This is a genomic window from Shewanella avicenniae (genome assembly GCF_017354945.1).
Lineage (GTDB): Bacteria > Pseudomonadota > Gammaproteobacteria > Enterobacterales > Shewanellaceae > Shewanella > Shewanella avicenniae.
The window spans coordinates 3,743,976-3,757,457 of sequence record NZ_CP071503.1 but is presented as its reverse complement, the minus strand read 5'-3'; the positions used below and the strand labels follow the sequence as shown (position 1 = coordinate 3,757,457).

The 13,482-nt window shown below is 49.9% G+C and carries 11 protein-coding genes; 4 read left to right on the top strand and 7 right to left on the bottom strand.

Translation table 11 applies throughout. The features are described 5' to 3' along the window. Positions 1–143: 143 nt before the first annotated feature. Positions 144–1,430: a hypothetical protein gene (locus JYB87_RS16525; protein ID WP_207354541.1), complete on the top strand. Its 1,287-nt coding sequence runs from the start codon at positions 144–146 to the stop codon at positions 1,428–1,430. Between the two features lie 77 nt (positions 1,431–1,507). Here JYB87_RS16525 and JYB87_RS16520 read toward each other — a convergent pair whose 3' ends face one another. After that, complete coding sequence (locus JYB87_RS16520; protein WP_207354540.1) at positions 1,508–3,265, bottom strand: DUF885 domain-containing protein; 1,758 nt, start codon at positions 3,263–3,265, stop codon at positions 1,508–1,510. Between the two features lie 96 nt (positions 3,266–3,361). Here JYB87_RS16520 and JYB87_RS16515 point away from each other — a divergent pair, with 96 nt between their 5' ends. Beyond that, positions 3,362–5,761 (top strand): glycoside hydrolase family 127 protein, encoded by a 2,400-nt coding sequence (locus JYB87_RS16515; protein WP_207354539.1) that lies wholly within the window; start codon positions 3,362–3,364, stop codon positions 5,759–5,761. A 136-nt stretch (positions 5,762–5,897) separates the two neighbouring features. Further along, entirely contained in the window at positions 5,898–7,130 is a 1,233-nt protein-coding gene (locus tag JYB87_RS16510) for a M24 family metallopeptidase (RefSeq protein ID WP_207354538.1), read from the top strand. Positions 7,131–7,221: 91 nt separating this feature from the next. On the opposite strand, the gene JYB87_RS16505 is transcribed toward JYB87_RS16510, so the two are convergent. After that, positions 7,222–8,874 (bottom strand): tannase/feruloyl esterase family alpha/beta hydrolase, encoded by a 1,653-nt coding sequence (locus tag JYB87_RS16505; RefSeq protein WP_207354537.1) that lies wholly within the window; start codon positions 8,872–8,874, stop codon positions 7,222–7,224. 140 nt (positions 8,875–9,014) lie between these two features. Between JYB87_RS16505 and JYB87_RS16500 the strand changes: the two genes are divergently transcribed. Next, positions 9,015–9,896 (top strand): LysR family transcriptional regulator, encoded by an 882-nt coding sequence (locus tag JYB87_RS16500; RefSeq protein ID WP_207354536.1) that lies wholly within the window; start codon positions 9,015–9,017, stop codon positions 9,894–9,896. A gap of 94 nt (positions 9,897–9,990) precedes the next feature. On the opposite strand, the gene JYB87_RS16495 is transcribed toward JYB87_RS16500, so the two are convergent. The 5 genes from JYB87_RS16495 to JYB87_RS16475 all read right to left on the bottom strand — a co-directional run bounded on the left by JYB87_RS16495 (position 9,991) and on the right by JYB87_RS16475 (position 13,083). Then, complete coding sequence (locus tag JYB87_RS16495; protein WP_207354535.1) at positions 9,991–11,151, bottom strand: pilus assembly PilX family protein; 1,161 nt, start codon at positions 11,149–11,151, stop codon at positions 9,991–9,993. Positions 11,152–11,215: 64 nt separating this feature from the next. Further along, positions 11,216–11,752: a PilW family protein gene (locus JYB87_RS16490; protein ID WP_207354534.1), complete on the bottom strand. Its 537-nt coding sequence runs from the start codon at positions 11,750–11,752 to the stop codon at positions 11,216–11,218. Between the two features lie 8 nt (positions 11,753–11,760). Continuing rightward, positions 11,761–12,177, bottom strand: a complete 417-nt coding sequence (pilV, locus tag JYB87_RS16485) for a type IV pilus modification protein PilV (protein WP_207354533.1) — start codon at positions 12,175–12,177, stop codon at positions 11,761–11,763. A gap of 38 nt (positions 12,178–12,215) precedes the next feature. Beyond that, positions 12,216–12,662, bottom strand: coding sequence for a GspH/FimT family pseudopilin (locus JYB87_RS16480; protein ID WP_207354532.1), 447 nt, complete (start codon positions 12,660–12,662; stop codon positions 12,216–12,218). A gap of 25 nt (positions 12,663–12,687) precedes the next feature. Continuing rightward, positions 12,688–13,083 carry a type IV pilin protein gene (locus JYB87_RS16475; protein WP_324032653.1) on the bottom strand — a complete coding sequence of 132 codons (396 nt, stop codon included), beginning with the start codon at positions 13,081–13,083 and terminating at the stop codon, positions 12,688–12,690. Between the last annotated feature and the right edge of the window lie 399 nt (positions 13,084–13,482).

Genomic DNA, 13,482 nt, shown 5'->3' with positions numbered 1-13,482 from the left:
AGCTACTTCAATATTTTGTGATTAACTAATTGATGCAGAATAATTTATTGTGAAATTCGCTATAAGCAGTGGGTTATCCCTGTTAAAATCGACCTATTCGCGGCTGCTTGCCGTATTGTTGTCGCTGTCTGCTGAAGCCCACTATGTTACTCGCGCTTACTCCTATTCAACGTACTCGCATTGCCGGGTGGCTAGTCTGTGCCACTGCCGCAAGTTATCTACTTGCGCTGGCACTTGAACTATCACTGTTGCTTCCGGCAGTTATCTCTTGGCTTGCGGTGGCCTTTTGCTGGCCATCGTTAGGTAAATCAGCCCATAAACAAGCGGCGATTCTGTTCAGTTGCGGCGTGATCATGTTGCTGTGGGGTGTAGTTAAAGGCACCGATGTCGGCTTGTTTAGTGCAATATCGCGCAACCTACCGCTGCTGACCATGTTTACCGCAGTGTCGTTTTTGGCGTTGACCAATCCTGAGGCGGAAGATACCTCGCAGCCGATGGGCAAACGCGGCTTTTGGTCGACGATACTGTCGTGCCATTTGCTCGGTGCAGTAATCAATCTATCGGTGATTTTTGTGGTGGGCGATCGCTTGCAACGCAAAGCGCCGCTGACCCGAGGCCAAATTGTGGTGTTGATGCGCGGCTTCTGCTCCGGCGGCTATTGGTCACCATTCTTTATCGCTTTTGGGGTGGCGATGACCTACGCCAACGGCGCGCAGTGGACTCACACCATGGTGCCGGGGCTGATATTGGCGCTGCTGATGGCGGTGTTCACTTATTATGAGATGCGCCGTTATCGCATCAACGGCTTTCGTGGTTATCCGCTAAAACGCGATAGTTTATTGATGCCCATCCTGTTGGCGATCTTGGTGTTGGTGCTGCACTATCTTTATCCAGATGTGCATATTCTAACTATTATCAGCGTGGCGGCACCGATTGCGGCCTTGCTGTTTTTGAAAGGGCGACCGCGCAAGCAAGTGCTGGTTAACTATATCGAACGGCGTTTGCCGAGTGTGGCCAGCCAATTTGCGCTGTTTTTGGCAGCGGGAGTATTTTCCAGCGGTGTCGCCGCTTTAATTGCCAGCTACCCTGAACTGTTCCAGTTCAACATTCAGCATATTTCGCCGTGGGTGTTTTGGAGCGCCAGTTTACTGATGATTCTGGTGGGCTTGATTGGGGTGCATCCGCTAGTAAGCGTGTCGCTGGCGAGTCCGCTGTTGCTGCCAATCGCACAAGACCTGAACCAACTCGCCTTTTTGTATCTGTCGGTTTGGGGCACGGCGACGGCGGTGAGCCCGCTGTCGGGTGTCGGCTTGGCTATGGTGAGTCGTTATCAAGCGAGCAGTTTAGGAATTTTACGCGATAACTGGCGCTATCTGCTGTTTATGTGGTTCAGCGCTGGCGCGTTGAACTGGATGATTTTTGGCAGTTAATTACGAAAGTAAGTCGAAAGAAAAGCCACGCAATGCGTGGCTTTTGGTGTTTTATCGCAGCGAGTTAATTCACGCTGTTAGTCTTGATACGGTGATTTACCACCATCGGCAATAAACTTGTCAATGCGTGCATCCAGCACTGACAAAGGCACTGAACCCAGTTGCAATACCGTGTCATGGAAGGCGCGAATATCGAACTTCTCACCCAGCGCTTGTTCCGCTTTCTGGCGATTTTTGACGATATCCATTTCACCCAAGTAGTACGACAAGGCCTGACCCGGCCACGCAATGTAGCGATCCACCTCAGTGGTGACTTCGTGGGTCGACAGCGCCGTGTTATCCAACATAAAGTCTTGCGCTTGTTTGCGGGTCCAATGCTTGGCGTGAATACCGGTATCTACCACCAAACGGGCCGCGCGCCACATCTGATAGCTCAACATGCCGAACACTTCATACGGGGTGTGGTACATGCCCATCTCTTCGCCGAGTTTTTCACTGTACAGTGCCCAGCCTTCACCAAAGGCGGAGATGTAATAGTTGCGACGAAACTCCGGCAGCGCCTTATTTTCTGCTGCCAATGGCATTTGGAACGCATGGCCTGGGGCTGATTCATGCAGGGTTAACGCTGGCAATGAATACAGTGGTCGTGCAGGCAGATTGTAGGTGTTGACCAAATACACGCCTGGGCCGCCGCGACCTGCGGTGTAGTAAGGGGCAATATCGTCTGGTACGGGAATGACCGCAAAACGGCTACGTGGCAAGCGACCAAAATATTGGGCGGCTTTGGCGTCGAACTCTTTGGCAATCCATGCGGCGCGGTCAAGCAGGGCTTGTGGAGTTTTCACGTAGAACTGCGGATCGGTACGCAGAAAATCGAGAAACTCTTTTAAGCTGCCGTCAAACTTCACCTGCTTCATGACATCAAACATACGCTGTTTGATGCTGGCTACTTCATCCAAGCCGATTTGGTGGATCTCTTCGGCGGTTAAATCCAGCGTGGTGTATTTTTTGATTTGCGATTGGTAGAAGGCTTTACCGTTTGGCAGATCATAGGCAGCCAGAGAGTCAGCAGCATTGGGAATATATTCATTACGCAGAAAATCCATCACTTGTTTATGTGCTGGGATCACCGCTTGCTCAATCGCCTTTAAGCCTGCTTGTTTTAGCTCGGCTTGCACTTTTTCGGGCAGATTGCTTGGCATCTTGGTGAACGGGCGGAAGAAGATATTGCTGTCACCTTTGGCATCGACTACCGATGCGGCGGTGGCATCACGGCCTTGCAGGCTAATCTTTGGCAGTACAAAGCCGCGTTTCATACCAACGCGCATATTGTCGATGTTTTGGCTGAAGTAGCGTGGCATATCGCTCAGCCATTTGACGTAGTTGCGGTAATCTTGCTCGGTGTGAAAGCCATCGTCGGTCATGTAGGTCAGATCGCCCCAAAACGAGGTGTCACCGGACAGTGGCCGTTCGTACACTTTATTGGTGATGTCCGACATCAGCGAAGCAATCTGCTGTTGATACACCAGCAAGTTCATCGCGTTGTCATCAGACAGCTTGCTTGGGTCAATTTTTGACAAATTTTGTTGCACATTTTGCCAATAAGTTAGATTGGCTTGTAGCTTACTCAGGCTAACATTCGGTAATGCACTCGGTACCGAGGCAATCACGCTATCCTCATCCACACTGTTTTGATCTTGACGCCATTTCCATTCGGTTTGATAAAGCTTTTCAAATGTTTGGTCGGCGCTACTGGCCATCACATAGGATACTGGTTGGATCGCCAAAATTGAGGCTAATAATAACATGCGTGGAAAAACGGGTTTGCTAGGCACAGCCTTCTCCTTGTTGTCATCGTTTTATTATTTTTTAGTCGTTTAAAAAGAACATGAAAACCCTTACCCGTCAACAACCTGCAGCAGGAGCTTTGCATGTGTCAGCTGTGTTTTTCGCGCCAGCGTCGTCAATTGCTTAAAGGGGGCGCCGTGCTAACGGCCACCGCCGCATTACCGCTCAGCGGCTGTAGTCAGTCGTCACCAGCAACGGCAGTAAAAGTGCCGTTAAAACCGCTGCCAAGTACAGCACAGCCTGTACCTTTGGCATCAGTGCGATTATTGGATTCAGACTTTAAACGCGCGGTCGATGCGAACCATCGCTATCTATTTCAGCTTGAGCCTGATCGCTTACTGCACAACTTCCGTTTATTTGCCGGACTCACAGCCAAAGGCGAGGTTTACGGCGGCTGGGAGAGCGACACCATTGCTGGGCATACCCTCGGGCATTATATGTCGGCGTTAGCGCTGCTGTATGCGCAAACCGGTGAGCCACAAGCCAAACAAAGATTGCAGTACATCGTCAGTGAACTGACCAAAGTGCAGCAAGCACAGGGCGATGGTTATGTTGCTGGATTTACCCGCAAACGCAAGGACGGCAGCATAGTTGATGGTAAGGAAATATTTGCTGAAATTCGCGCTGGCGATATTCGTTCGGCGGGGTTCGATCTCAACGGTTGCTGGGTGCCGCTGTATAACTGGCACAAGCTGTATGCTGGGCTGTTTGATGCCGAGCAGTATTGCGGCATCAATGCGGCGCTGCCGATTGCGCTCAAGCTTGGTGAATATATCGAAGCAGTGTTTGCGCCGTTAACTGATGAGCAACTGCAGCGCGTGCTGGATTGTGAACACGGCGGCATCAACGAAAGTTTTGCCGAGCTGTATGCCCGCACCAAGGATGAACGCTGGCTCAAATTGGCGCTGCGCTTGCACCACCATAAAGTGCTCGATCCGTTAGCGGCACAAACCGATCAGCTGGCCAATCATCACGCCAACACTCAAATTCCCAAGATTATCGGGCTGGCGCGTATTCATGAGCTGACCGGCGCCAGCACGCCAGCAACGGCGGCGAACTTCTTCTGGCAAACGGTCACGCAGCATCACTCCTACGTGATTGGCGGCAATGCTGACCGCGAGTATTTTTCGGCGCCCGATACCATCGCCAATCATATTACCGAGCAAACCTGCGAAGCCTGCAATAGCTACAACATGCTCAAGCTGACGCGCCATCTTTATAGTTGGCAAGTGGACGGGCGCTATTTTGATTTCTACGAGCGGGCGCATCTGAATCATATTTTGGCGCAGATTGACCCAGTAAACGGCATGGTGACCTACATGACGCCGCTGATGTCTGGCGCGGTGCGCGAATATTCCACTCCGTTTGATTCGTTCTGGTGTTGTGTTGGCTCTGGCATGGAAAGCCACGCCAAACACGGCGATTCCATCTGGTGGCAGCAGGATGACACCCTGCTGGTGAACCTGTTTATTGCATCGACGGTTAATGTCAGCGGTATAGGCAAACTGCGGCTCGATACACAATATCCTTATGCGGGCAAAGTAGCGATTACCGTGGAACAGGCCGAGCGAGCATTCACGCTGGCGCTGCGGATTCCGGCGTGGACGGGTGATGCGTGGCAGTTGAACGTCAACGGCAAACCGGTCACGCAAGCCAATGTCGATCGCGGTTATGTTGCCGTTAGTCGGCGCTGGCAAGCGGGCGATGTGGTCGAATTTACCCTGCCGCTGCAACTGCGCTTTGAAACCGCCACGGGCAGTAACAAGCTGGTGGCCTTGCTGCGTGGCCCCATGGTGCTGGCGGCCGATCTCGGCAGTGAAAACGAAGATTACGGCGGCACTGCCCCCGCGCTGGTGGGCAGTGATTTAGTCAGTAAGTTCGAGACGATTGATGCCAGCAAAGCGGCGTTTACCAGCCAAGGTATCGGCCGACCACACGATATGACGTTTGTGCCGTTTTATGCTCAGCATCATCGTCGCAGTGCTGTCTATTTCGAGCGCTTTAGTGATGCCGAGTGGGCTGATGCCAAAGTGGCTTATGCTGCCGAGCAAGCACGCTTGCAAGATTTGGCTAAGCGTTCGGTGGATGTGATGCATCTCGGTGAAATGCAGCCGGAGCGGAATCATCAGCTCGAATCTGAGATCAGCTATCCGGTAGTGTATCGCGGCCGTGCGGGGCGGGATGCGCGCAGCGGCGGGTTCTTCTCGTTCACTATGCAAGCGGCTGATGGGCCTTTGAAACTGCAAGCCAGTTATTGGGGCGAAGAGCGTCAACGCCTGTTCCATATTCTGGTGGATGGTGAACGTGTTGCCAGCCAAACGCTGAACTTTGATCATCCCGGCCAATTTTTTGAAGTGGAGTATGACATACCCGAACGGCTGACCCGTGACAAAACCCAGATTAAGGTGCGTTTTGAACCCGAGCTAGGTAACACCGCTGGCCCAGTGTTTGGCGTACTGCTGTTTAAACCCAAGAAGGTTTAAATCGAGGATGGCTTGAGCCATCGATGACATAAACCACAAACATGAACCACAAAAGAGTTAAACCAATAATGAATTAAGCTGCAGTGTAGTTGCTGTAAGCCAATCAATAACTACAGATTTTGACAACGAGACAAGCATGAGCATCGACAATATTACTCGGAACACCAAAGGCATCGGCGGCAGTACGCCGGAGCAAGCATTAGCCCGTTTGAGCGATATGACCGCTGGCGCGGCCAAGATTGAACTGGCCGATTACCAAGAGCGTCTTGCTAAAGCTCAGGCCTACATGCAAGCCAACGACATTGCTGCACTCTACATTAACTCCGGCACCAACTTGAGCTATTTCACCGGCATCAACTGGGGCGTGAGCGAGCGTTTGATGGGCGCGGTATTGCTGCCATCGGGCGAGGTTTACTACCTTTCCCCCGCGTTTGAGATCGATACCATCAAACAGCGCTTAGTGATTGACGGTGAAATCCTCGGCTGGCATGAGCATGAAAACCCCTATGCGCTATTGATTGACTCACTGAAACAGCGTGGCGTCAGCAGTGGCAAACTGGCGTTGGATGAATCGACTCAATTTTTCATGGTGGATGGCATTCAACAACAGGCGGGCGAACTAAGCATCATCAACGGCTTCAAGGTCACCGCCCATTGTCGAATGCACAAAGAGGCGAAAGAGATTGCGCTGATCAAGCAAGCGATGCAGATGACGCTGGAAGTACACAAAGCCGCCGCCAGCATTTTGCATGAAGGTATTACCACCGCCGAAGTGGAAGAATTTATCGAGCAAGCGCACCGTAAAGTGGGCGCCAGCGGTTCTTACTTCTGCATTGTGCTGTTTGGTAAAGCGACTTCTTATCCGCACGGTGTGGAGTATGTGCAAACCCTCAAAGCGGGCGATATGGTGCTGATTGATACTGGCTGTAAGCTCAAAGGTTATCACTCAGATATCACCCGCAGTTATGTGTTTGGTGATGCGAGCGAGAAACAATTGCAAATTTGGCAGGCGGAGAAAAACGCCCAGCTCGCGGCTTTTGCAGCGGCGAAACTTGGTGAGCCTTGTGGCAGTGTTGATGCCGCCGCGCGTGCTTCACTGCAAGCGGATGGTTTGGGGCCTGATTATACGTTGCCGGGGTTGCCGCATCGTACCGGCCACGGTTTAGGCATGGATATTCACGAAGCGCCGTACTTGGTGCGTGGCAATCAAATCCCGCTGGAAACTGGCATGGTGTTTTCAAATGAGCCGATGATTGTGGTGCCAGAGGAGTTTGGTGTGCGCTTAGAAGATCACTTCTATATGGGGAAAACAGGGCCGGAATGGTTCACTGAACCGAGCCACAGCATTGATAACCCATTTGGTGATTGATGCCCGTTAACTGCTAGTTGAAAATTGAACATAAAAGCCAGTGAATCGCTGGCTTTTATGTTTTATAACAACTACTTATTTGCAGTTTTGATTATTTGCAAGTGTAAGAATCAAATGCGTTTACATCACCGCTGCCGTTGTATTGGGCAGTTTGTGGGTAAGCACAGATTGGCATTGATTTACCTGGGAACGCTTTACCTTGGGCTTTTAGTGCGTTCGGTGCGTCATCTTTTTCTACCCAGTTTTGGATGGCGGTTAGTGGGTCGAAGTCGTCCAATGCTGGACCGCCACCACAGTGGTTCATGCCTGGCACCATAAACAAACGGGCCCAATCTTTGTCGCTGTTTTTGGCGGTGTTTTGCTGTGCTTTCACATACCAATCGCGAATATCGTCGGCGGAGAAAACAGGGTCTGACACACCTTGGAACACGATCATCTTACCGCCCTTTGCTACATAGCTGTTGAGGTAGGTAGATGTGGCATCGTTGATCGCACCGGTTTCATTGGTCAACGCTGTGTCAGTATCAAAGTTGAATGTCATCGGATTGAAGCTTGGGTTCGCTGGTGTCAGGAAGTAAAACGCCATTGAACCTGCGCCTAAGTGGGTGTTCAGCGCATTTGGTTTCGCTGGGTCTTGCGAGGTGCCTAGCTTCCATGCACGCCAGCCCGGAGCGTTCACACCGGTATCGTATGGCCAGCTGTTGTAGAGTTTGTTGCCTTGGCTGTCTACCGCACCGTTAAATACTTTTTGCAGTGCATCGACTTTGGCATCCGCTAAGCATTGGCCATCTTTTTTGTTGCTGCAACGCAGGGTATCAGGAGTGAATTTACACGCCATATAGTTGGCAACAATGCCGTCTTTCACGCCATCTAAGCTATCGCATTGCTGCAAAATGGTATTACTAACCAAGTCTAAGTCTTGTTGGGTTAGTGCATTCGCGAGCACCTTGCCGCCTTGTTTCGCATCTGGCGCGACGCTCATCAATGCTTGGGTGTCCCATGCTTCTGCGACCGATGCGCGACTTAAATGGAAACCTGGGTTACCAGCAACCACACCGTTGAATTCCAACGGATAGCGCTGGGCGGCCATCATCGCTTCACGGCCACCGTTAGAGCAGCCCATGAAGTAGGAGTGTGCGGGTTCAGCGTTGTAGTAAGTGCTGATAATCGCTTTGGCGGCGTGGGTCACTTTACCGAGCGCAGCATAGGCATAATCAATACGCGCCTGTTGATCGAGGCCGAAGGTTGGGTCTGGACTATCGTGGCCACCGTTCATAGATGCGACCGCATAACCGCGCGCTAGAGCAGGTAGGGCAGTTGAACCTGAACTTGGAATGGTGCCCAGCGCGTTAGCGAGGAAGCCGTCAGTACCGCCGCCCCCTTGGAACATAAAACGTTTGCTCCATTTGGTTGGCAAACGCACTTCAAACTGGGTGCGATACGTTTTGCCATCGGCGCCGATACGTTTTTCAATATCGCCGCGCACGAGGCAGTGCTCCGGCAACTTAAAGGTTTTGTTGCTGCTACCGGTGAACATGCGGAATGGGTCTTTGCTTGAATCTCCCGGTGCCACCATGTGGGCTTCGGTAATTTGGCCATTAGTGATGGCCACATTCATTAACTGTTCACAGCTGGTTTGCACATCTTCGCTTGCCAGCGCTTGGCCGCTAACGCCAAGCATGGCTAACAGACTCACGGCCGATAGCCCCTTGAGTGTGGCTGAAGTATTGATCGATTTGCTCATAAGTGACTCGCATCTCAGTAACATTTGCGTTAGGTTATCATTTATAAATTGAATCAAAAATTCAAAATATAGCCATCATCCATCTATATATTCGATGGGATGGCTCGAATGCTGGCTTAACTGTAGATGAGAATTTTGCTGTGTATAAAACAACCTTAGAACAGTGGCTCGCCTTTAAAGCGGTGTTTGAATCGGGCGGGTTTACTGCGGCTGCCGAGCAGCTAAATCGCAGCCAATCCACCGTCAGTTATGCCATCGCCAAATTACAGCGGCAGTTGGGCGTTAAGCTGATCACTATGGATGGTAAACGCTGCGAACTCACCGATATCGGCCAAAAACTGCTGAATGATGCGCTGCCGCTCCTGCAAGATTTTGAAAACTTAGAAAAGAAAGCACGCTTTTTGAGTAGTGGCGTTGAAGCCAACATTCACCTGTTGCTGGAAAATATCTTCCCCAAAGATGTGTTGTTTGCTGCGATTGCCCGTCTTGCCGAGCGTTACCCGTTCACCCAAGTGCACCTGCATGAACGGATGCGCTTACAAGCGAGTGACGACACTGCCTGCGATCTTGCCATTTCGGTATCTGAAGCGGGGTTATTGCCGGGGCCGAAACTGTTAGAAGTCCGGCTAATTCCGGTGGCGCAGCCGCAACATCCGATTTTTACCGACCATCAGGGGCCGCTGAGCACTGAAGAGTTGATGCAATATAAGCAGATCTATTACCAACGGTTGGGGCGAGATGTTGAAACTCTTGGCAATCTGAGTCGCCAGCAATGGGCGGTTAATTCAGTCGAATCGGCCGTGGCGGCGATTAAAGCCAAAATCTGCTACGGCAGTTTGCCAGAGCACAGCATCGCGCCATTTCTTGCCAGCGGCGAGCTACGAAAAATCCCACTGACTAAGCCGGTGGAGTACAGTATTCCGCTGTATTTATCGATTAATAACCGCACCGAAGCGGGCCCTGCCACCCAGTATTTTGCCGAATGTTTATTAGCGACATGTCAGCAATTGCACTCACAATAGTAACCTGTCAATCGAGTTAATTGGCAATCATTGAGAGGCGAAAGGGTGCAAGGTGACTTACTCATTGAGCACTTTGGGATTAGCTGGCTGTTTGCTAATCGGTATAAGCCCGCCAGTTTGCTACTTTACTTTTACTAGAAGCGTTACTTGTTGACCCCTCAAGCTGCCAGAGATCCTTGGCAACATTATCGTCACTGAGCAGGTTTCGAGCAGCATTAAGAACTTGCTCGTCATAGGTAAAAGTCGCGTTACCGCCACCACTGACATCAAATTCGAAAGTGGCTTCTGCTTCACCAAAAGACCAAACACTATCAGTCATGATTGGGTTTGCGAACACGATTGCACCAGTAACATCTCTGCTGCCGCCACCGCTTATGCTGAACGACTGCCCTGTGACAACTATCAGTCCATCATAATCTAAGTTGTTGCCAGATATCGTTAAATTTCCAACAATGACAAGTATCCCTGCGCCCACAAATCCTTTACCTTTTAGTTCCAAATCGCCTTTGTAGTAGGTGATTTTGGGTGATGCTGTGGTGCCCATATCAGTAGGTGCAGTGCCCTTATTCGGGTTGCTACTTGCCATAGAATTCCATTGAAGTCTTATGCCTTCGATAAATTCTGCCATTTTGGCAGGATCGCCGAAGGGATCATCGAATTTGACCTCTCTGATACCACCGACATAGTTTGCCATTCGCCCCTTTCTTTCAATGTCATCGGTAATCAGCTGCACATTATCTAGCGTATCCGTCGCCAGTGCGGGGCCGCCGTCGCCGCCAATCAATTTGAATTGATTGCTGTTAGCTGTATCAAAGGTCTTGATTTTACCAATGATGTTCATGGCTGCTAGATTGCCGCCCCCCGATCCTTTGATATAAGTGCTGGAGATACAACGGTGTACACCTGAGCTATTAATTGTGCCACAACTGACGATAGTGGCTTCATCGCCCGCAAAAGCCAAACTGTCTATCTGCCAGCGAGCAGCGCTGCCCGTTGCTAATGAAAAGGCGTTGATGGCATTTTTACTCGCGTTCTCCTGCCCCCACGATGCTTCGTTAGCCGGGTTATCGAGCCAAGCGACGGCATTAACTACCCCAGTTTCAGCAGCCATAAAAGCTTCGGCAATCTGTTTGTTATTACTGGCCATACGCTCTCCGAAGAGTGAATGACTCGCCCCCGCAACGCCAAGAAGGGTGATAATAAGTAAAAACACCAGCCCAATAACTAATACAACGCCCTTATGTTTACCTTGCATAGCATTCCCAATTATGCAGTTATTTAAGAGTTAACCCGTTCATTAACGATGCCCAAGCTTACCGCTAACTCGCAAACTTTATCGCCAACACGTTATTTCGTATCGCAACATTAAATTCGACTAAGTGAACCCGCGTAGCTGTGCCATCGCTGGAATTAAGTCCCACAGCAAGCGTTAGCATGATAGGGCTAGTGCATGACGTGCTCAGATCCGGCGCAACACATTGACTCGTAAAACTCGCTGCTTGTTCGGTCATCGATTCTGTCACGCCTGCTTGGGTGCGATTTAAATTACCGTTGGCTAAGTTGTAAACGATATTTCCGCTCGCTACGGTCAGTGTCAGTGTACTGTTCCCACTTTCATCATTGACGATGTTGACGGTTGAGGCCTCTCGCGTATCAGACGCCAGCATGTCGCTGATAAGGGATAGATCCCCCTGCAGTTGGGCAAAACGTTGGGTTTCGGTATATGCCCTGTTTACACTGATGAAAATTTGGGATGCACCCAGCATGACGACTAACCCGAGTGTAAGGCTAACCATCAACTCAATGAGGGTAAAACCTGTTTGAGTAGCTTTAAAAAGCAACCTAGATTTGTGCATTGCTGACCTCAACTATTGGGATAGAGATCGACAGAGTAGACGAACTGCGACGGCACATCATTTGCCCCGAAGCGGGACTCGCTCCAATCCACTGTAATCACATAGGTGTTCGTCCCTAGAGGATGGTTAAGGGTGAGCCCTAAACCGGGTAATGACTGACGGTTATTGGTCGTTTGTTGCCAATGTGCAAGAGACTGTTCCCGCAACTCTGCATCACTGAGAGGTGTATCCATAGCCATATTGGCCCAAAGACGCTCAACAACATCCAGTGCAATTACACTGGCAACCGATCTCTGGTATGCCGAATGCGCAGCTTGAAGCGACTTGAGCTGTAACGCCGCCATGCCCACTAAGCCGAAAGCGACAATAAATGAGGTCACCATGATTTCTATAAGAGAAAATCCATTTTGCTTACGCTTGTTCATTCCATTTCCCATACTCATATGCCTACACATCTGCAGGCTTATGAGCAACTGCCATTAATCACTTTGAGGTTACCCCCAAGTCCAACCTGTAACTGTTTTATGTAACTGCTATAACTGACACTGACACAGTTATCGGTACCTACCCGTCGACCTCGAATATCAAAACCTAAATTGGCAGCACTAACGCTAACCACACTGCTTGTTTTATCCATTTCTTTGAGTAGTTCGTTGTTGGAAAGAACCTGAGCCTTCCAGCCAGCAGTTCCTAACGATGTGATCGTGACTTGGATATTGGATTGACGTTTAATGGCTTCGGAACGAGCATAATTTGTCAATGCTAACAACTCATTAGCCTGCGTCCGTGCGGTATTTTCGCGTATCATCGACACAAACGACGGCGCAGCAATACTGGCAATGATCGCCAATATGGCCACGACCATCATAAGTTCGGTTATGGTAAAAGCTTGGATTTTCTTGGTGCGCATCCATGTGCTCGCTTTGAATGTATGACTACCAGCAGGCGGTGGGTGTCTTTGTTCCTGTTTGGGTAATGGTCATGGTTTTACAGGCAACATCTTTGTCTTGGGGGGCAATAGCCGTCGCGACTAATGTATAGGTATCTGCTGTAAGTTCAGTGGCCGTGATACTGTAAAAACCACCAGGCGAAGAAACTGAATCATCTTTAACGATAGAGCCGCCAGTATAGGCATTCGTTGATGTGTATTGTCGCTCCATTATCTGAGCGCTATTGATTAATGCCTCACGGGCATCAGTCCTACGGGTGTTACGTATATGTTCCTGATATGACGGTAGCGCGATGCTGGCCAGAATACCGACTATTGCAACCGCTATCATCAATTCAATTAGGGTAAATCCCGTGCTGGTTCTGATTTTACAGATTTCCATATCCGTCAATTATCTATCTAGTGTCAAAAAACTAACGCTATTCTAGCAACACAAAATGAAAAGTTGTATAGACAAAGTTGATGTCAGCGTAAAAGCGCTAAAAATTGCAATGCAAAATAGGCGTCTTCAGGACGATAGTGTTTTCATTGAGGGTGTTAACACATCCGTGTGAACTCAAAGGTGCCCGTTATCTTGTACATCTAAGCACTCTTTTGGGGCTGTCATCAGCCATCTGCACCAAGCTAACGCAGTGATTGGTTGCCCATCCGCACAAAATACCCACAAAAATAACAAGTTAACTATTGGCATATTTATCGCTATGATACTGACGCTTTTTATGGTTTTCGGTTGTTATACAAAATCGATTAACAAGGGCTTTGGCTACTCGCGCTAGTCACA

Bases quoted from the DNA above. Each gene is read 5' to 3' on its own strand.
- pilV (WP_207354533.1), bottom strand. From the start codon at position 12,177: ATGAACAAGCGTAAGCAAAATGGATTTTCTCTTATAGAAATCATGGTG.
- JYB87_RS16480 (WP_207354532.1), bottom strand. From the start codon at position 12,662: ATGCGCACCAAGAAAATCCAAGCTTTTACCATAACCGAACTTATGATG.
- JYB87_RS16510 (WP_207354538.1), top strand. From the start codon at position 5,898: ATGAGCATCGACAATATTACTCGGAACACCAAAGGCATCGGCGGCAGT.
- JYB87_RS16515 (WP_207354539.1), top strand. From the start codon at position 3,362: ATGTGTCAGCTGTGTTTTTCGCGCCAGCGTCGTCAATTGCTTAAAGGG.
- JYB87_RS16525 (WP_207354541.1), top strand. From the start codon at position 144: ATGTTACTCGCGCTTACTCCTATTCAACGTACTCGCATTGCCGGGTGG.
- JYB87_RS16475 (WP_324032653.1), bottom strand. From the start codon at position 13,083: ATGGAAATCTGTAAAATCAGAACCAGCACGGGATTTACCCTAATTGAA.
- JYB87_RS16490 (WP_207354534.1), bottom strand. From the start codon at position 11,752: ATGCACAAATCTAGGTTGCTTTTTAAAGCTACTCAAACAGGTTTTACC.
- JYB87_RS16505 (WP_207354537.1), bottom strand. From the start codon at position 8,874: ATGAGCAAATCGATCAATACTTCAGCCACACTCAAGGGGCTATCGGCC.
- JYB87_RS16495 (WP_207354535.1), bottom strand. From the start codon at position 11,151: ATGCAAGGTAAACATAAGGGCGTTGTATTAGTTATTGGGCTGGTGTTT.